Below are 15,575 nucleotides of genomic sequence, written 5' to 3'. Positions count from 1 at the left end.
CGGCCATGATCACCGAACTCGGCGAAGGCAAGTACCTGCTGCTGACGACCTTCCGCAAGGACGGCACCCCGGTGCCCACGCCGGTGTGGGTCGTGCCGGGCGAGAGCGACGGTGTCATCTACGCCTGGAGCGGCCGGGACACCGGCAAGGTCAAGCGGATCAGGCGCAGCGGCGACGTCGAGATCGGGCCGTGCGACGTCCGCGGCAACCCGAAGGGCGACTCGGTCAAGGCCCACGCGGCGCTGCTCGACGACGAGGCGAGCGATGACGTGCGGTCGCGGATCACGAAGAAGTACGGGCTGTTCGGCTGGATGACCGTGGCCGGCAGCAAGCTGCGGCGCGGGCGGACCGGGTCGGTCGGCATCCGGATCACTGCGGCGAGCTGAGCGATCAACGTCGAGTCAACGTTGATTCGACCGATCAACGTTGACGGACTCCGGTCCACATTGACTCAACGTGGACGCCGTTGGATCAACGTGGACCAGCCCCACTCAAGCCCGAAATCGATACTGTCCACGCCGATGACAACGTTGTCTTCTGCCGTTCTGTGCATGGTGACCGGACGCGTCAACGTTGATTCCCTCGCGTCCATGTTGACTCAACGTGGATCAAGCGCGTCAACATTGAGTCCACGTTGATGCGTCAACCCGAGGTTGACCCGACGCTCGGCGTCAACCTAGAGTTGACGCGTGATCCAGTTGACCGACCTCATCGTCACCGTCGCCCGAGAGGCCGACGACGCGCTGGTGCGCCTGGCGAAGGCAGTCGAGCTGAGCGGTCAGCTCAACGAGCTCGGCGACCACCTGATCGGCCACTTCGTGGACGAGGCACGTCGCGGTGGGGCGAGCTGGGCCGAGATCGGCGAGAGCCTCGGCGTGACGAAGCAGGCCGCGCAGAAGCGGTTCGTGCCCAGGGAGTCGCCGGAGCTGTCCAAGCCCTCGACGGAGCGCTACACCCAGCGGTCGCGCCGGGTGATCGCGCTGGCCCGGCACCACGCGCGGTTCAGCGAGCGGATCGGCACCGAGCACCTGCTGCTGGGGCTGCTCGACGAGTCGGCGGGGCTCGCGGCCAAGACCATCGCGAAGCTGGAGTCGGGCGACGGCAGCACGCGGATCGCGACCCTGAACCGGCTCGACACCGAGGCCAAGCAGCGGCCGGAGAAGCAGCCGTACACGACGCACTGCAAGAAGGCCCTGGAACTGGCCGTGCGCGAGGCGCTGCGGATGGGCCACATGTTCATCGGGACCGAGCACATCTTGCTCGGCGTCCTGCTCGAAGCGGATGGGACCGCGGCCGACGTGCTGCACAACACGGGTGTGACGCACGCGGCCGCGGCCGCTCACATTGAGACCGTGGTCAACGGACCGCAGCGAGTGCTTCCGGGAGCGTGAAGTTGCCGGCGTACAGGGCCTTGCCGATGATCGAGCCCTCGACGCCGTCACGCGACAGCTTCGCGAGCGCGACCAGGTCGTCCACAGTGGACACCCCGCCGGACGCGATCACCGGGGCGTCGGTGCGGGCGCAGACCTCGCGCAGCAGCTCCACGTTCGGGCCCGTCAGCGTGCCGTCCTTCGACACGTCGGTGACCACGTAACGCGTGCAGCCGTCGCGGTCGAGCCGGTCGAGGACCTCCCAGAGGTCGCCGCCGTCCGACGTCCAGCCGCGGCCCTTGACCCGGTGGCCCTGCTCGGTGATGCGGACGTCGAGGCCCACCGCGATCTTCTCGCCGTACGTCGCGAGCGCCTTCGCGCACCACTCCGGGTCTTCCAGGGCGGCCGTGCCGAGGTTCACGCGAGCGCAGCCGGTGGCCAGGGCGGCCTCCAGCGACGCGTCGTCGCGAATGCCGCCGGACAGCTCGACCTTCACGTCGAGCTCGCCGACGACACGGGCGACGAGCTCGCGGTTGGAGCCACGGCCGAACGCGGCGTCGAGGTCGACGAGATGGATCCACTCCGCTCCGTCGCGCTGCCACTGCAGGGCCGCGTCGAGCGGCTCGCCGTAGTTCGTCTCGGTACCGGCTTCGCCCTGCACGAGCCGGACGGCACGACCGTCGGCCACGTCAACAGCGGGGAGGAGTGTGAACGTCACCCGAGCAGCCTAGCGTCCCCCAGCACGAGGGCGGCCACGCGCTCCTGGGCCTCCGTGGTGCGCGGGAACTTCGACGGGACCGGCGTGCCGGGGCCCGTCGCGGCAGGTCCGACGCCCGTCCACGGACCGAAGACCATGATTCCGACGAACGCGGGGTGCTGCCGCGCCAGCGCCATGTACAGGTACTGGGTGCTTTCGAGGTCCGCGTCGGTCCGGTCCGCGCACCACGACTGCGGCGCGGCTTCCGGCAGCAGGAAGAGCTCCTTGCCGGGAGCGCGCTCTTCCAGCTTGGTCATGCGCGCCTCCAACGCCTCGTACCCGACGCAGTACTCGTCGAAGCCGACCCAGTCGACGGCGGCGGGCACGCGGAAGGTGTCGTCGACCCGGACGCCAGCCTCGATCAGCATGACCTTCTTACCGGGAAAGGTGTTCTTGATCTGCTGGGCGGAGAACTCGACGTCCGCGAAGCTCGCGCCGTGGTGGAACGGCTCGTCCTGCAGCACGAACCCCGCCACCCGGTCTAGATAGGGCCGCACCTTCGACGCGAGGACCTGCCAGCGCTCGGCGGCGTTCGGGTACAGCGGGCAGCCGGCCGCGTCGCAGTCGAAGAACTCGTTGCCCGTGTGGACGACGCAGCCCTCAGGGGCGCAGTCCCGCAACACCTCGGGGCGGTAGGCGTCGGCGTCGCTGATCTGCACCCAGTTGAGGTTGCTGCGGCCGCGCACCTCAGGCAGGTGGTTGCCACCCGCGAGATTCAGCCGTGCGCCGAAGTAGCCGTAGTAGCGCAGCTGCGACCCCGGCGGCTTGCGCAGGTCGTCGGAGTTGAGCTGCTCGATGCGGAGATCGTCGACGAGGCTGACGGTCTTGTCGTTGTCGGAGTAGCGCCCGAGGTAGACCCACAGCCGTTCGGTCGGCACCGCCGTGCCCAGCGTGATCGTCTCGCGCCTGCCGTTGACCGTGAGGTCGAGCTTCGCCCCGGCGAGCTTCAGCGTCACGTCGAACGAGCCGTCGTCCTTGGCCGCGACGAACGCCGGCAGCGTCACGACGGGCTTGCCCGGCTGGAAGACCTGCACGCCTCCGTTGGCGCGCACCAGGAAGCCGAGGTCGATGTCCTGATTGGACACATAACCCCAGCTGTTCGCCGAGCGTCCCAACGCGATCGACGACCAGTCGCCGGACGTGCGGTCGCCCGCGACCGGGGTCAGCGTCGCCGAGATCGTGGACCCGGTGGACGGCGCGTCGAGCCGCACGGCCGTCGTACCGAGGTGCATGGACAGCTTGCCGCGATGGTTCGGGTGGCCGACCTGCGCGAACCACGGGCGCGGCACGTCACCGGTGTTCCACTTGCCGGACACGCGGCTGTACGTGACGGCGCCGGTGCCCTGGCGTTGCTTGAGGTTGTCGTTCAGGCCGTAGGTCGGGTCGGCGTCCACGGCGTTGTCGAAGGTGTCGTGGAACGGTGCCGGTGCGGCGTGCGCGCCCCCAGGCACGGCAACGCAGGCAGCCACGAGCGCGGCTACCGTCAGCAGTCGTGTGATCACGAAAAGCTAGTCAACCAGTTCTGCAGCAGGTGTGCCCCGGCATCGCCGGACTTCTCCGGGTGGAACTGGGTCGCCCACAGCGGCCCGTTCTCGACGGCCGCGACGAACTCGTCGCCCGAGTGGTCCGCCCACGTCACCAGCGGCGGCTTCAGGTGCTCGGCCGGCTCCAGCTCCCACCGGCGCACGCCGTAGGAGTGCACGAAGTAGAAGCGCGTGTCCTTGTCGAGGCCCGCGAAGAGCTTCGAACCCTCGGGCGTGCGCACGGTGTTCCAGCCCATGTGCGGCACGATCGGCGCTTCGAGCCGCTCGACGGTGCCGGGCCACTCGCCGCAGCCCTCGGTCAGGACGCCGTGCTCGATGCCGCGCTCGAACAGGATCTGCATGCCCACGCAGATGCCGAGCACCGGACGGCCGCCGGCGAGGCGCTCGCCGATGATCCGGGCGCCGCGCACCGAGTTGAGGCCCTCCATGCATGCCGCGTACGCGCCGACGCCGGGCACGACGAGGAGTTCCGCCTCGCGGGCGGCCTTCTGGTCCGACGTCACCTCGACATGGGCGCCGACCCGCTGAAGCGCGCGCTCGGCGGAGCGCAGGTTGCCGGATCCATAGTCAAGTACGACGACGCGTGCCACGCCGACCAGGCTAGTCGGTGGGGACCGCACCCTGCGTGACCGGTATGACCGGCAACACCGTGTTGATCGGTTTCGCGCGCACGAGCCGGCGCCTGAGCATGACCAGCAGGCCGCACATCACCACGAGGAGCACACCGCCGACGACGTAGTAGACGACCGCCGGAATGTTGAGCAGCACCGTCACCAACGCCGTCAGCACGATCAACGGGAAGATCAGCGCGAGCGGCCACATCTGCGCGCGCGGCGGTTCGAGCGTCCGCAGCACGAAGTCCGCCCGGCCCTCCTCGGTGAGCTCGGCGACCCGCGCGACCTCCTGCAGCCCCGCCGCCCGGAAGAAGTCGGGGATCGCCGCGTGGCCGTTCTCGAAGTCGCGGATGCGTTCGAGCGTGCCCTTGCGACTGGCCGCCGGGTACAGCGCGGTGAGCTTGTCGATGGCGTCGAGCTGCCACTTCTCCTTCTCCCGCAGGTTGACCATGCCCGCGGTCATGCGGTCGAAGGCCAGTCCGACGGGTCCCGACTGCTTCGCCTGCGCCGACAACCGCAGCACGGCCTCGCGCGAGCCCCACATCGAGGCGCGGCCGAGCGTCGTGGTGAACATGTAGAGCAACGCGGCTTCGTCGTTCCAGACGGCCAGCGCGGCGCCACCCCCGAGCTTGCGCACCCTGTTCGTCATGTACGCGGCCTCGTTGAGCTTGGTGGCCGGAGGAGGCAGCAGCACCGTGCCGGACGGGACCGGAACGAGCGCCGCGGGGCCCACGTTGCCGCTGTGCATGGCCTTCTGCAGTTCGGCGGCGTTCAACGGGGTCCAGATCAGCATTCTCACGCTCAACATCATTCCTGGTCCGTCTCGCGCGTCCGTGCAGACATGCCAAGGTTTTCGCGTTTCGAGACGGGCAGGGGTGCGAACGGCGGAAGGGTGCGCCGGGCATCCGGCCCGATCGCACCCTTCTGGCTCTCGATCACACCGTGCGCGAAGGCGCTCCGGTCCAGTCATCCCCCATGACTGCCAACATGTTTCTTCACCCCCTGAAGAAACTCCGCACAGCGCTCCCCAGCCCGACCACGTCGAGATCATGCGCCGCGTCATGGTCCTCGGCCGTGCCGTAGTTGCGGAGCTCTGCGTGTCGTTTGACACCTGTAGAACGAACGCGATGCGGGATTTGTTGCAGTGTCTCGGACACAAGATGAGACGAGGTTCCCTCCAGGTACGGCTCCACCACCATCACGTCGGCGTGATCGGTGTCCTGCACCGCCTTGCGCAGTCCGTCCGAGTCGAACGGCCGGACCGTGGCCGCGTACAACACCGTGACGTCGGCGTTCTCGGACTCGACGGCCTCGAGCACGCGGTCGAGCATCGGCCCGACGGCGACCACCACGCCGCGCTTTCCGTGGCGCAGCGTCGTGAACCCCTCCCCCACCGGATACGCCTGGGCGTTCTCGTGCAGCGAAAGCCTCATGTAGACCCGGTTGTCGTCCTTCAGCGCCTGACGCAGCAGCGGCGTCACCTCCTCCGGGTGTCCAGGTACGTGAACGGTCCAGCCGGGCAACGTGTCGAACAACGCGACGTCGCCCGGTGACTGGTGCGTGCGACCCCATGCCGGGTCGTCATAGGACGCGCCGATGCTCACGAACACCGCGCCCACGTCCTGATGTCCGATGTCGAGCTTGATCTGCTCGTACGGCCGTTCGACCAAGAACGGCGCGTAGCTGTGCACGACCGGACGCAGCCCCGCGAGCGCCAGACCGCTCGCCACGCCCACCATGGTCTGCTCGCGGATCCCGACGTCCACGACGCGTTCGTTCTCTTGAGGGAACTCGTTGCTGGAGATCACCGCGGTCACCACGGCGATGCGCGGGTCGGTGGCGATCTCGTCGTTGACCGCCTTCACGAAGGCCTGGCGCATGGTGGTCATCAGTAGCTCTTCTCGATCTTGGCGACCACCGCGTACGGGCGGTCGTGCGGCGCGGTCAGTGCGGTGAAGACGGCCTCGTGGTCGCGGCCGTCGACCTCGGCGGTCTGCCAGCCCTCGACGGCGAAGCGCTGGGCGATGCCGCCGGGCCAGCCGTACATCGCGGACTGGTTGTCGATCACGATCGTGGTGAGGTTCGAGACCCTGAGCCGCGACGCCACGGCGATCGCCTCGTGGTTGCTGCCCTCGTCCAGCTCACCGTCGCCGACCAGCACGAACGTGCGGCCGCGGCTCCCCGCGACACGCTGCCCGATCGCCGTGCCCACCGCGATGGGCAGCCCGTGGCCGAGCGAGCCGCTGCTGATCTCCACGCCGTTCACGAGCACGCGGTCGGGGTGCTGGCCGAGCGGGCTGTCCCACGACGTCCAGTCGTCCAAAGTGGACTCCTCGATGAACCCCTTCTCCGCCAGCACGGCGTAGTAGGCCATCGGGCCGTGTCCCTTGGAGAGCAGGAACCGGTCGCGGTCCGGATCGGCGACAGTGGCGGGCGTGACGTTGAGGACCTTGTCGTAGAGGACCCAGAGCACGTCGATCGTGGAAGCCGCCGCCCACTCGTGCTTCTCGTCCCCGGTCATCCTCGCGAAGAGCTCTGGTAGCCGCTGCATGCCACCAACTGTTCAACCTCGACCATGCTGGAGGTCAAGCGGTTACCATGATCCGGTGAGCAAGTTGCCGGAAATGCTGACCATCGGCCAGGTCGCCGAGCGCAGCGGCGTCCCCCACACCGCCCTGCGCTTCTACGAGGACAGGGGTCTGATCGCCTCCGTCCGCACCGCGGGCAACCAGCGGCGCTACCTGCGCTCGGTGCTGCGCCGGCTGGCGTTCATCCGCACCGCGCAACGCGTCGGCCTCACCCTGGAGGACGTCCGCGACGCCCTCGCCCAACTGCCCGACAGCCGCACGCCGACGAAGTCCGACTGGGAACGCCTCTCCCGCTCGTGGAAGACCGAGCTCGACGCCCGCATCGACGCCCTGTACCGGCTGCGCGACCGCCTCACCGGTTGCATCGGGTGCGGCTGCCTGTCGTTGCGCAGCTGCGCGTTGCAGAACATCGACGACGAGCAGGCCTCACACGGGCCGGGGGCTCCGAAGCTCAAGCCCGCCCTCGAGGGCGGCACCGTCTAGGAACTCCCGCACCGCGCGCAGATAGCCGCCGGGCTCGTCCACGTGCAGCATGTGGCCCGCGTCGTCGAGCACCACGGCGCGGGCCCGCGGGATCAGTTCGAGGGTGGGCTCGACCAGGCCGACCGGGAACGTCATGTCCTGCCGGCCGTGCAGCAGGAGCACCGGAATGCCGAGGTCGGCGATCCGCTGCGCGGCATCGGGAAGCCTCGGTGAGGTCAGGCCGCCTGTCTGGAGCTGGCGCACCCACTCCGCGCCGAACCGCACCTGTCCCAGCCGCTTCAGGTAGCCCGGCACCTGCCCGGCACGCCGGACGTTGGCCTCCACGCCCGCGAACGCGTCGGCCCGCACGCACTGTTCCGGCGTGAGGTCCTCGCGTTGCCACGGATCTTCTTGGCCCGCCATGATCTCGTCCCGCTCCGTCCATCCGTCGAAGGCGTCCGGCGGCACCGGCAACACACTGCTGCCCGACACGATCAGGCTGCGCACGCGTTCCGGATGAGTGATCGCGAACCGTTGCGCGACCATGCCGCCGTAGGAGTGGCCGAGGACGTCCGTCAGCTCGACCTCGAACGCGTCCAGCACTCGCACGAGGTCTTCCACGACGCCGTCCGGGTGGTACTCGGGCGCTCGCCCTGACCTGCCACACCCGCGCAGGTCCGGCATCAGCAGCCGGCAGTCCAGCCGGTCGAGCGGTTCGCGGAGGTAGCTGTGGTCCCAGTCGGGGCCGCCGTGGATCGCGAGCAACGTCCCGTCCCCGGTGCCCTCCTGCCAGGCCACGAAGATCTCGGTCTCGCCAGGAACCCGCCGCTCACGCCACATCCGGCCCATGAAACCGCAAAACCGGTGGACGCGCTGTGGTTTCCTGGTCGGGAAATGGAAGACGAACGAATGATCCGCCTCTCGAAGCGGATGTCCAAAGCGCTCCGGCACCAGCCCGAGCGCGTCGGCCTCACCCTCGACCCGTCGGGCTGGGTGCCGGTGGCCGACCTCCTGACCGCGCTCGGCATCTCCGAGGCCGACCTGCGCGAGGTCGTGGACCGCAACGACAAGAAGCGCTTCAGCATCGACGGCGACCGCATCCGCGCGAACCAGGGCCACAGCATCGAGGTCGACCTCGGCCTGCCGACCGCGATCCCGCCGGACCAGCTGTTCCACGGCACCGTCGCGCAGTACCTCGACGACATCCTGCGCGACGGCCTGCGCCCCATGTCACGCCACGACGTGCACCTCTCGCCCGACTGCGAGACCGCGCGGCGTGTCGGGGCCCGGCGTGGACGGCCGTTGATCCTGACCGTCGACGCCAGGGCGATGCACGCGGACGGGCACGAGTTCCGGCTCAGCGCCAACGGGGTGTGGCTCGCGCAGCACGTTCCGGCCGGCTACCTGGCCACGACGTGAAACGGACCGTCGAGGACGGCTACGACGCGATCGCGCAGCGGTACCTCGACTGGTCCGCACAGATCGCCGACGACCCCAGGCTGCGCTATCTCGCCGAGTTCGACGAGCGGCTGCCTGATGGGGCGAAGGTCCTCGAACTCGGCTGCGGCGCGGGCATTCCGTGCGGTCAGAAGCTCGCCGAACGGCATGACGTCCTCGGCGTCGACCTGTCACAGCGGCAGGTCGAGCTCGCCCGCGCGAACGTGCCGGCAGGACAGTTCGCGAAGGCGGACATGACCGCGCTCGACTTCCCGGACGGAGAGTTCGACGGCGTCGCGGCGTTCTACTCCATCCTGCACGTGCCGCGCGCCGAACAGCCCGCGCTCATCGCGAAGATCGCGCGCTGGCTCAAGCCCGGTGGCCTGTTCCTGGCCTCGCTCGGCAGCGGCACGCCGGACGTCACCGAGACCTGGCTCGGCGTCGAGATGTTCTTCGGCAGCAACACACCCGACGTGAACCGGGACCTGCTCGCGCAACACCTGGAGATCGTCATCGACGACCTGGTGACCATGCACGAGCCGGCCCCGGCGACGTTCCACTGGGTCCTCGCCCGCAAGGGCTAGATGAGCCAGAGGACGGCGCCGCCCACCGCCACGACGGTCAGCACCAGCAGGACGATCGCCATGAACTTGGCGGTCTTCCAGGTGGTGTAGACGCCACCGGCCAGGAAGCCCGCGAGGGCCAGCAGGCCGATGACGACGACTTCCTTCGGCATCAGAGGACGCCCTTGGTCGACGGGACGCCGCCGACGCGCGGGTCGGGCTCGGTGGCCGTGCGCAGGGCGCGGGCGATGGCCTTGTACTCGGCTTCCGCGATGTGGTGCGGGTCGCGGCCGTACTCGACGCGCACGTGCAGTGCGATCTGGGCGTGGAAGGCGAGCGACTCGAAGACGTGCCGGTTCAGCACGAACGGGTAGTTGCCGCCGATCACGAAGCTGTTGAACTGCTCCGGTTCGCCGCGGTGCACGGTGTACGGGCGGCCCGAGACGTCCACCGCGGCGTGCGCGAGGGTCTCGTCCATCGGGATCCAGCAGTCGCCGAAGCGGCGGATGCCCTTCTTGTCCCCCAACGCTTCCCGCAGCGCCTGGCCCAGGACGATCGCGATGTCCTCGACCGAGTGGTGGGCGTCGATGTGCGTGTCACCGGTGGCGCGGACGATCAGGTCGAAGCAGCCGTGCACGCCGAACGCGGTGAGCATGTGGTCGTAGAACGGCACTCCCGTGCTGATCTCTACCTGGCCGGTGCCGTCCAGGTCGATCTCCACGTAGACCGACGACTCCCTGGTGGTGCGTTCCACCTTGCCGACACGACTCACCGGCTGACCTCCTTGCTGGCCGCGAGGAAAGCGTCGTTCTCCTCGGGCGTTCCGATGGTCACCCGCAGGTGACCCGCGATTCCGACGTCCCTGATGAGCACGCCGTGGTCCAAATAGGACTTCCAGACCTCACGTGCGTTCTCGAACCAGCCGAACAGCACGAAGTTCGCGTCCGACGGGACGACCTGGAAACCCATGTGCGCCAACGCCGAGGACACCCGGTCGCGTTCCGCGGACAGGCGAGCCACCGAACCCAGCGTCTCCGGGCCGTGCCTCAGCGACGCCCGTGCGGCGGCCTGCGTCAGAGCGGACAGGTGGTACGGCAGGCGCACCAGTTGCAGCGCGTCGACCACGGCCGGGGCCGCCGCCAGGTAGCCGAGACGGCCGCCGGCGAACGCGAAGGCCTTCGACATCGTGCGCGAGACGATCAGGCGCGAACCGAACTCGTCCAGCAGCTTGATCGCGCTCTCCTGCGGGGAGAACTCCGCGTACGCCTCGTCCACCACGATCATGCCGGTGGTGGAGGCGATCAGCAGGCGCAGATCGTCCAGGGGGATCGACTGGCCGGTCGGGTTGTTCGGCGACGTCACGAAGACGACGTCCGGCCGCGTCTCGGCGATCACCGCGGCGGCCTTCTCCACGTCCAGCGAGAAGTCGGAACGGCGCGGGGCCGGTGACCACTCGGTGCGCGTGCCTGCGGCGATGATCGGGTGCATCGAGTACGACGGCTCGAAGCCCAGCGCCACCCGGCCCGGGCCGCCGAACGCCTGCAGGATCTGCTGGAGGATCTCGTTCGACCCGTTGGCGGCCCAGACGTTCTCGGACGTCAGCGTCACCGAGGTGGCCTCGGTCAGGTACGCCGCCAGGTCCTCGCGCAACGCCACCGCGTCACGGTCCGGGTAGCGGTGCAGCTCGCCGGCGATCTCGGCCACCGCCGCGACGACGTCAGCGGCCAGCGCGTCGGTCGGTGCGTACGGGTTCTCGTTGGTGTTCAAGCGATACGGGACGTCGAGCTGCGGCGCGCCATAGGGCGTGCGGCCGCGCAAGTCCTCGCGCAGGGGCAGATCCGACAGCTCCACCCGCGCGCCTACGACTGGCTTCATCGAGAGAACCTCGCTGTGACAGCCTGCCCGTGCGCGGGCAGGTCCTCGGCGTTGGCGAGCGCGACGACCTTGTCCGCGACCTCGCGCAGTGCTTCCTCGGAGTAGTCGATCACGTGGATGCCGCGCAGGAACGTCTGCACGGACAGCCCGGACGAGTGCCGCGCGCAGCCACCGGTCGGCAGCACGTGGTTCGAGCCGGCGCAGTAGTCGCCGAGCGACACCGGCGCGTACGCACCGACGAAGATCGCGCCCGCGGACCGGATCCGCGCCGCCACCTCGCGTGCGTCGCGCGTCTGGATCTCCAGGTGCTCGGCGGCGTAGGCGTCGACGACCCGCACACCTTCATCCACAGAGGACACGAGCACGATGCCGGACTGCTTGCCGCCCAACGCCGTGCGCACGCGCTCGCTGTGCTTGGTGGCACCGACGCGCTCCTCCAGCTCGGCGTCCACCGCGTCCGCGAGCTCTTCCGAGTCCGTCACCAGCACCGACGCCGCGAGCGGGTCGTGCTCGGCCTGGCTGATCAGGTCGGCGGCCACGTGCACCGGGTCGGCCGTCGAGTCGGCGAGGATCGCGATCTCGGTCGGTCCCGCCTCGGAGTCGATGCCGATCAGGCCGCGCAGCAACCGCTTGGCCGCCGTCACGTAGATGTTGCCGGGACCGGTGATGATGTCGACCGGGGCCAGTTCGGCACCGTCGGTGTCCACGCCGCCGTACGCCATGAGCGCCATGGCCTGCGCGCCACCCGCGGCCCAGACCTCGTCAACGCCCAGCAACGCGGCGGCGGCGAGGATCGTCGGGTGCGGCAAGCCTCCGAACTCTGCCTGCGGCGGCGAACACACGACCAGCGACTCGACACCGGCGATCTGCGCCGGCACGACGTTCATCACGACCGTCGACGGGTACACGGCGAGCCCGCCGGGCGAGTAGAGGCCGACGCGCGCGACCGGCACCCACTTCTCCGTCACGGTGCCGCCGGGCACGACCTGCGTGGTCGTCTCGGTGCGGCGCTGGTCGGCGTGCACGCGCCGGGTGCGCGCGATCACCTCTTCCAACGCCTCGCGGACGGCCGGGTCGAGCGAGGACAAAGCGGACGCAATGGCAGAAGCGGGCACACGGACAGAATCGGGACGAACGCCGTCGAACTTCTCCGTGTACTCGAGAACCGCGTCGACACCGCGTTCGGCGACCGCGGCCACCATCGGACGTACATGATGCAGAACCGCGTCCACGTCCACCTCGGCGCGCGGCACGACGGCGCGCAGCTGAGCAGGGGTCGTGGTGCGACCTCGCAGGTCGATGCGGTTGAGCATGCCCGACAGCCTAGTTCCTGCGGAAATCTGTCAACGGTCAGCCCGCTAACGGCGCTACCTCAGCCTGTGACACCACGGCCACGCTCGGTCGAGCACCACTCCGTCGCAAACCCCTGCTGATGATGGAGGACCCATGTTCACCAAGCGCCGCGGCAAGATCGCCGCAGTGCTCGCCATATGTCTGCCCGTGCTGGTCGCGGGCATGGCGGCACCCAGCAACGCCGACTCCGGCCGTTACCTGCTGGAAGTCACCGCGAACACGTCCGCCGAACGCACCCAGGTCGCCCAGATCGGCGTCGACGTGCTCGGCGCGGCGAAGCTCACCACGATCTCGGTCGTCGCGGACAAGGCGCAGTACCGGGCCCTGCAGGCCACCGGTCTGCCGCTCAAGTACGTCGGCGACTTCGAGAAGGAGCTCAAGAGCCTCGGCAAGGTCGACTTCTCCGACCCGCAGCCGGGTCAGGTCGGCACGCAGGACTTCCCGTCCGGCTACACGGGCTACCACAACTTCGCGGAGATGACCGCGGAGCTGCAGCAGACCGTCCGCGACCACCCGACGCTCGCGAGCCTGCGCAGCATCGGCAAGAGCTACCAGAACCGGGACATCTGGGCGCTCAAGGTCAGCGACAACGTCGCGACCGACGAGAGCGAACCCGAGGTGATCTTCACCTGCAACCAGCACGCCCGTGAGCACCTGACGGTCGAGCAGTGCCTGCAGATCATCAAGCGCTACACCGACAACTACGCGAACTCGGCGATCAAGAACCTCGTCGACACGCGCGAGGTCTGGTTCGTCCCGATGGTCAACCCGGACGGCGTCGAGTACGACATCGCCACCGGTTCGTTCCGCGGCTGGCGCAAGAACCGCCAGGGCAACGGCACCGACCTCAACCGCAACTGGGGCTACAAGTGGGGCTGCTGCGGCGGTTCCAGCGGTTCCACCACGTCGGACACCTACCGCGGCACGGCGGCGTTCTCGGCGCCGGAGACCACCGTCATCAAGAACTTCGTGGACTCGCGCGTCGTCGGTGGCGTCCAGCAGATCAAGACGAACATCGACTTCCACTCGTTCTCGGAGCTCGTGCTGTGGCCGTTCGGCTACACCACCGCGAACACCGCACCGGGCCTGGACGCGACCGAGGAACGCGCGTTCCGCACGCTCGGCCAGCAGATGGCCGCCACCAACGGCTACACGCCGGAGCAGGCGAGCGATCTGTACATCACCGACGGCAGCATCGACGACTGGATGTGGGGCCAGCACAAGATCTGGTCGTACACCTTCGAGATGTACCCGAGCAGCGGTGGCCTCAACAGCTTCTACCCGCGTGACACGGTCATCGCGGCGCAGACCAGCCGCAACGACCGCGCCGTCGACCTGTTCGTCGGCTACTCGGACTGCGTGAAGCGCGTCATCAACGTGAGCTGCTGATCCGGTCCAACGCCTGATCGATCTCCTCCGGCGTGACGAAGTAGTGCGGGGAGGCCCGCACTACTTCGTCCAGGCCCCGCCTCGTCATGTCGATCAGCGTCGACCCGCTCTGCGACACCGTGACGGCGACGTCGCGCTGCCAGAGCCGGTCCTTGAGCTCCATCGCCGGCACCCGGTCGCTCGTGAACGTGACGATGCCGGACTGCCGTTCGCCGAGGTCCTGAACGGTGATGCCGGGAATGCTCGCGAGACCCGTGCGCAAACGCTTGGCGCGGTCCCCCACCTCGGCCTCGACGACGTCCAGCCCCTTGGCCAGCGCGTACTTCGCGGCGGCGATCATGCCCAACCGGTCCGCGACGCTGTACTCCCACAGCTCGAACACCCGCGCGTCGTCCCGCGGCTCGTAGCGGTCGGGCGCGACCCACTCCGCCGCGCTGTGGTCCATCAGGCGCGGCTTCAGCCTGCGCCGCACCTCGTTCCGCACCACCAGCGCGCCCGTTCCGCGTGGCCCGCGCAGCCACTTGCGGCCGGTGCAGACGAGCATGTCGTAGTCGTGGCCGCGCAGATCGATCTGGCCGGTCGACTGGCAGGCGTCGAGCAGCACCAGCGCGCCGACCTCACGCGCCTTGGTGGTGACCTCGTTGACGGGGTTGACCAGGCCGCCGTTCGTGGGCACGTGCACGAGCGAGATCAGCTTGACCCGCTCGTCCAGCTCCAGGGCGCCGACGTCGAGCTGCCCGTGCCGGTCGGAAGGCATCACCTCGATGGTCGCGCCGGTCTCCTCGGCGCGGCGCAGCATCGGCACCGCGTTGCCGCCGTACTCGACCTCGGTGACCAGGATGCGGTCGCCCTTCGCCAGCGGGACGGCGTCGAAGGCCGTGAGCCACGACCGGGTCGCACTGTCGGTGAAGGCGACCTCCGAGGGCTCGCAGCCGAAGAGCTCGGCCAGCACGCCGTAGCCCGCCTCGATGTCGTCACGGCGTTCCGCGGCGGCCCGGTAGCCGCCGATCTCGGTCTCCCTGCGCAGGTGCCCGACCACCTCGTCGACCACTTCGGCCGGCGGGATCGAGGAACCGGCGCTGTCCAAGAAGATCAGGTCGCTCACCCGCCCCACTGTGCCACCATCGAACTCATGGGGGATCAAACTTTCGGTTACAGCGCACAGGTAAGACCGTTCCTCTGGGTGTTCATCGTGCTGACACCACTGGAGATCCTGCTCGTGGAGCTGATCGTGCCGTGGTTCTGGCTGCGGGCCGTGCTGCTCGCGTTCGGGGTGCTGAGCGCGTTGCTGCTCGGATGGCAGCTGTGGATGCTTCACAAGTTCAAGCACTCGGTGGACGACCGGTACCTCTGGCTGCGGTACGCGCGTGAGTTCGAATACAGGATTCCCTTGGCCGCCATCGAAAGCGTGACGCAGGGCACGACGAGCCGGACGTTGCACAGGACGCGGTCCGTTGTGGACGGCACGCTGGTGCTGGAGATCTCCAGCTCCACCAACGTTTCACTGCGGTTGAACGAACCGCAGGTGATCGATCTGGGCCGGCGCGGGGCGCACGACGTGACGAAGATCGAGTTCTGGGCCGACGACCCCGGCGACGTGGTTCGCGCGCTGCGAAAATAGGC

General features: G+C 68.8%; 19 protein-coding genes. 7 read left to right on the top strand and 12 right to left on the bottom strand.

Annotated features, from left to right (window positions below; translation table 11 throughout):
* Positions 1 to 5 precede the first annotated feature (5 nt).
* The gene (locus OG205_RS42095) at positions 6 to 386 is read left to right on the top strand and encodes a PPOX class F420-dependent oxidoreductase (RefSeq protein ID WP_319977266.1); all 381 of its coding nucleotides are present in this window, start codon (positions 6 to 8) and stop codon (positions 384 to 386) included.
* A gap of 303 nt (positions 387 to 689) precedes the next feature.
* Positions 690 to 1,391, top strand: a complete 702-nt coding sequence (locus tag OG205_RS42090; protein ID WP_330273353.1) for a Clp protease N-terminal domain-containing protein — start codon at positions 690 to 692, stop codon at positions 1,389 to 1,391.
* Here the strand turns inward: OG205_RS42090 and priA are convergent.
* The 6 genes from priA to OG205_RS42060 form a co-directional block, all read right to left on the bottom strand.
* On the bottom strand, positions 1,357 to 2,088 hold the full coding sequence (gene priA, locus OG205_RS42085) for a bifunctional 1-(5-phosphoribosyl)-5-((5-phosphoribosylamino)methylideneamino)imidazole-4-carboxamide isomerase/phosphoribosylanthranilate isomerase PriA (protein ID WP_330273352.1): 732 nt from the start codon (positions 2,086 to 2,088) through the stop codon (positions 1,357 to 1,359). The genes OG205_RS42090 and priA overlap by 35 nt on opposite strands.
* Positions 2,085 to 3,629: a hypothetical protein gene (locus OG205_RS42080; protein WP_330273351.1), complete on the bottom strand. Its 1,545-nt coding sequence runs from the start codon at positions 3,627 to 3,629 to the stop codon at positions 2,085 to 2,087. The genes priA and OG205_RS42080 overlap by 4 nt, the downstream gene beginning before the upstream one ends.
* On the bottom strand, positions 3,626 to 4,261 hold the full coding sequence (hisH, locus tag OG205_RS42075) for an imidazole glycerol phosphate synthase subunit HisH (protein WP_330273350.1): 636 nt from the start codon (positions 4,259 to 4,261) through the stop codon (positions 3,626 to 3,628). The genes OG205_RS42080 and hisH overlap by 4 nt, the downstream gene beginning before the upstream one ends.
* Positions 4,262 to 4,271: 10 nt before the next feature.
* Positions 4,272 to 5,084 carry a hypothetical protein gene (locus tag OG205_RS42070; RefSeq protein WP_330273349.1) on the bottom strand — a complete coding sequence of 271 codons (813 nt, stop codon included), beginning with the start codon at positions 5,082 to 5,084 and terminating at the stop codon, positions 4,272 to 4,274.
* 196 nt (positions 5,085 to 5,280) lie between these two features.
* Entirely contained in the window at positions 5,281 to 6,174 is an 894-nt protein-coding gene (locus OG205_RS42065) for a transketolase family protein (protein ID WP_330273348.1), read from the bottom strand.
* The gene (locus tag OG205_RS42060) at positions 6,174 to 6,836 is read right to left on the bottom strand and encodes a thiamine pyrophosphate-dependent enzyme (protein WP_330273347.1); all 663 of its coding nucleotides are present in this window, start codon (positions 6,834 to 6,836) and stop codon (positions 6,174 to 6,176) included. Before OG205_RS42060 ends, OG205_RS42065 begins: the two co-directional genes overlap by 1 nt.
* A 73-nt stretch (positions 6,837 to 6,909) precedes the next feature.
* On the opposite strand from OG205_RS42060, the gene soxR reads away from it, so the two are divergent.
* Positions 6,910 to 7,356 carry a redox-sensitive transcriptional activator SoxR gene (soxR, locus tag OG205_RS42055; protein ID WP_442916863.1) on the top strand — a complete coding sequence of 149 codons (447 nt, stop codon included), beginning with the start codon at positions 6,910 to 6,912 and terminating at the stop codon, positions 7,354 to 7,356.
* Here the strand turns inward: soxR and OG205_RS42050 are convergent.
* The gene (locus OG205_RS42050; protein ID WP_330273345.1) at positions 7,300 to 8,175 is read right to left on the bottom strand and encodes an alpha/beta fold hydrolase; all 876 of its coding nucleotides are present in this window, start codon (positions 8,173 to 8,175) and stop codon (positions 7,300 to 7,302) included. The genes soxR and OG205_RS42050 overlap by 57 nt on opposite strands.
* A gap of 54 nt (positions 8,176 to 8,229) precedes the next feature.
* Here OG205_RS42050 and OG205_RS42045 point away from each other — a divergent pair, with 54 nt between their 5' ends.
* Positions 8,230 to 8,754, top strand: coding sequence for an RNA 2'-phosphotransferase (locus OG205_RS42045; protein WP_330273344.1), 525 nt, complete (start codon positions 8,230 to 8,232; stop codon positions 8,752 to 8,754).
* Positions 8,751 to 9,356, top strand: coding sequence for a class I SAM-dependent methyltransferase (locus OG205_RS42040; protein WP_330273343.1), 606 nt, complete (start codon positions 8,751 to 8,753; stop codon positions 9,354 to 9,356). Before OG205_RS42045 ends, OG205_RS42040 begins: the two co-directional genes overlap by 4 nt.
* On the opposite strand, the gene OG205_RS42035 is transcribed toward OG205_RS42040, so the two are convergent.
* The 4 genes from OG205_RS42035 to hisD are packed head-to-tail and all read right to left on the bottom strand — an operon-like array spanning position 9,353 to position 12,523.
* Complete coding sequence (locus OG205_RS42035) at positions 9,353 to 9,508, bottom strand: hypothetical protein (protein WP_330273342.1); 156 nt, start codon at positions 9,506 to 9,508, stop codon at positions 9,353 to 9,355. The two genes, OG205_RS42040 and OG205_RS42035, sit on opposite strands and share 4 nt — an antisense overlap.
* Positions 9,508 to 10,107 (bottom strand): imidazoleglycerol-phosphate dehydratase HisB, encoded by a 600-nt coding sequence (hisB, locus tag OG205_RS42030; protein WP_319977280.1) that lies wholly within the window; start codon positions 10,105 to 10,107, stop codon positions 9,508 to 9,510. The genes OG205_RS42035 and hisB overlap by 1 nt, the downstream gene beginning before the upstream one ends.
* Positions 10,104 to 11,210 (bottom strand): histidinol-phosphate transaminase, encoded by a 1,107-nt coding sequence (locus tag OG205_RS42025; RefSeq protein WP_330273341.1) that lies wholly within the window; start codon positions 11,208 to 11,210, stop codon positions 10,104 to 10,106. Before OG205_RS42025 ends, hisB begins: the two co-directional genes overlap by 4 nt.
* The gene (gene hisD / locus OG205_RS42020; RefSeq protein ID WP_330273340.1) at positions 11,207 to 12,523 is read right to left on the bottom strand and encodes a histidinol dehydrogenase; all 1,317 of its coding nucleotides are present in this window, start codon (positions 12,521 to 12,523) and stop codon (positions 11,207 to 11,209) included. Before hisD ends, OG205_RS42025 begins: the two co-directional genes overlap by 4 nt.
* Before the next feature lie 133 nt (positions 12,524 to 12,656).
* Here hisD and OG205_RS42015 point away from each other — a divergent pair, with 133 nt between their 5' ends.
* Complete coding sequence (locus OG205_RS42015) at positions 12,657 to 13,952, top strand: M14 family metallopeptidase (RefSeq protein WP_442916667.1); 1,296 nt, start codon at positions 12,657 to 12,659, stop codon at positions 13,950 to 13,952.
* Here the strand turns inward: OG205_RS42015 and OG205_RS42010 are convergent.
* Positions 13,936 to 15,057: an aminotransferase class V-fold PLP-dependent enzyme gene (locus tag OG205_RS42010; RefSeq protein ID WP_330273339.1), complete on the bottom strand. Its 1,122-nt coding sequence runs from the start codon at positions 15,055 to 15,057 to the stop codon at positions 13,936 to 13,938. The two genes, OG205_RS42015 and OG205_RS42010, sit on opposite strands and share 17 nt — an antisense overlap.
* Positions 15,058 to 15,084: 27 nt before the next feature.
* Between OG205_RS42010 and OG205_RS42005 the strand changes: the two genes are divergently transcribed.
* Positions 15,085 to 15,573 carry a hypothetical protein gene (locus tag OG205_RS42005; RefSeq protein WP_330273338.1) on the top strand — a complete coding sequence of 163 codons (489 nt, stop codon included), beginning with the start codon at positions 15,085 to 15,087 and terminating at the stop codon, positions 15,571 to 15,573.
* The last annotated feature ends 2 nt before the right edge of the window (positions 15,574 to 15,575 follow it).

Origin of the sequence: Lentzea sp. NBC_00516, from assembly GCF_036346835.1 — a bacterium.
Taxonomy (GTDB): domain Bacteria; phylum Actinomycetota; class Actinomycetes; order Mycobacteriales; family Pseudonocardiaceae; genus Lentzea; species Lentzea sokolovensis.
This window is presented reverse-complemented; position numbering and strand designations above follow the sequence as displayed.

What these genes read in the sequence shown, in the direction of transcription:
- OG205_RS42095 (WP_319977266.1), top strand. Translation starts at nt 6, where the DNA reads ATGATCACCGAACTCGGCGAAGGCAAGTACCTGCTGCTGACGACCTTC.
- OG205_RS42065 (WP_330273348.1), bottom strand. Translation starts at nt 6,174, where the DNA reads ATGACCACCATGCGCCAGGCCTTCGTGAAGGCGGTCAACGACGAGATC.
- OG205_RS42060 (WP_330273347.1), bottom strand. Translation starts at nt 6,836, where the DNA reads ATGCAGCGGCTACCAGAGCTCTTCGCGAGGATGACCGGGGACGAGAAG.
- soxR (WP_442916863.1), top strand. Translation starts at nt 6,910, where the DNA reads ATGCTGACCATCGGCCAGGTCGCCGAGCGCAGCGGCGTCCCCCACACC.
- OG205_RS42050 (WP_330273345.1), bottom strand. Translation starts at nt 8,175, where the DNA reads ATGTGGCGTGAGCGGCGGGTTCCTGGCGAGACCGAGATCTTCGTGGCC.
- OG205_RS42045 (WP_330273344.1), top strand. Translation starts at nt 8,230, where the DNA reads ATGGAAGACGAACGAATGATCCGCCTCTCGAAGCGGATGTCCAAAGCG.
- OG205_RS42035 (WP_330273342.1), bottom strand. Translation starts at nt 9,508, where the DNA reads ATGCCGAAGGAAGTCGTCGTCATCGGCCTGCTGGCCCTCGCGGGCTTC.
- OG205_RS42025 (WP_330273341.1), bottom strand. Translation starts at nt 11,210, where the DNA reads ATGAAGCCAGTCGTAGGCGCGCGGGTGGAGCTGTCGGATCTGCCCCTG.
- hisD (WP_330273340.1), bottom strand. Translation starts at nt 12,523, where the DNA reads ATGCTCAACCGCATCGACCTGCGAGGTCGCACCACGACCCCTGCTCAG.
- OG205_RS42015 (WP_442916667.1), top strand. Translation starts at nt 12,657, where the DNA reads ATGTTCACCAAGCGCCGCGGCAAGATCGCCGCAGTGCTCGCCATATGT.
- OG205_RS42005 (WP_330273338.1), top strand. Translation starts at nt 15,085, where the DNA reads ATGGGGGATCAAACTTTCGGTTACAGCGCACAGGTAAGACCGTTCCTC.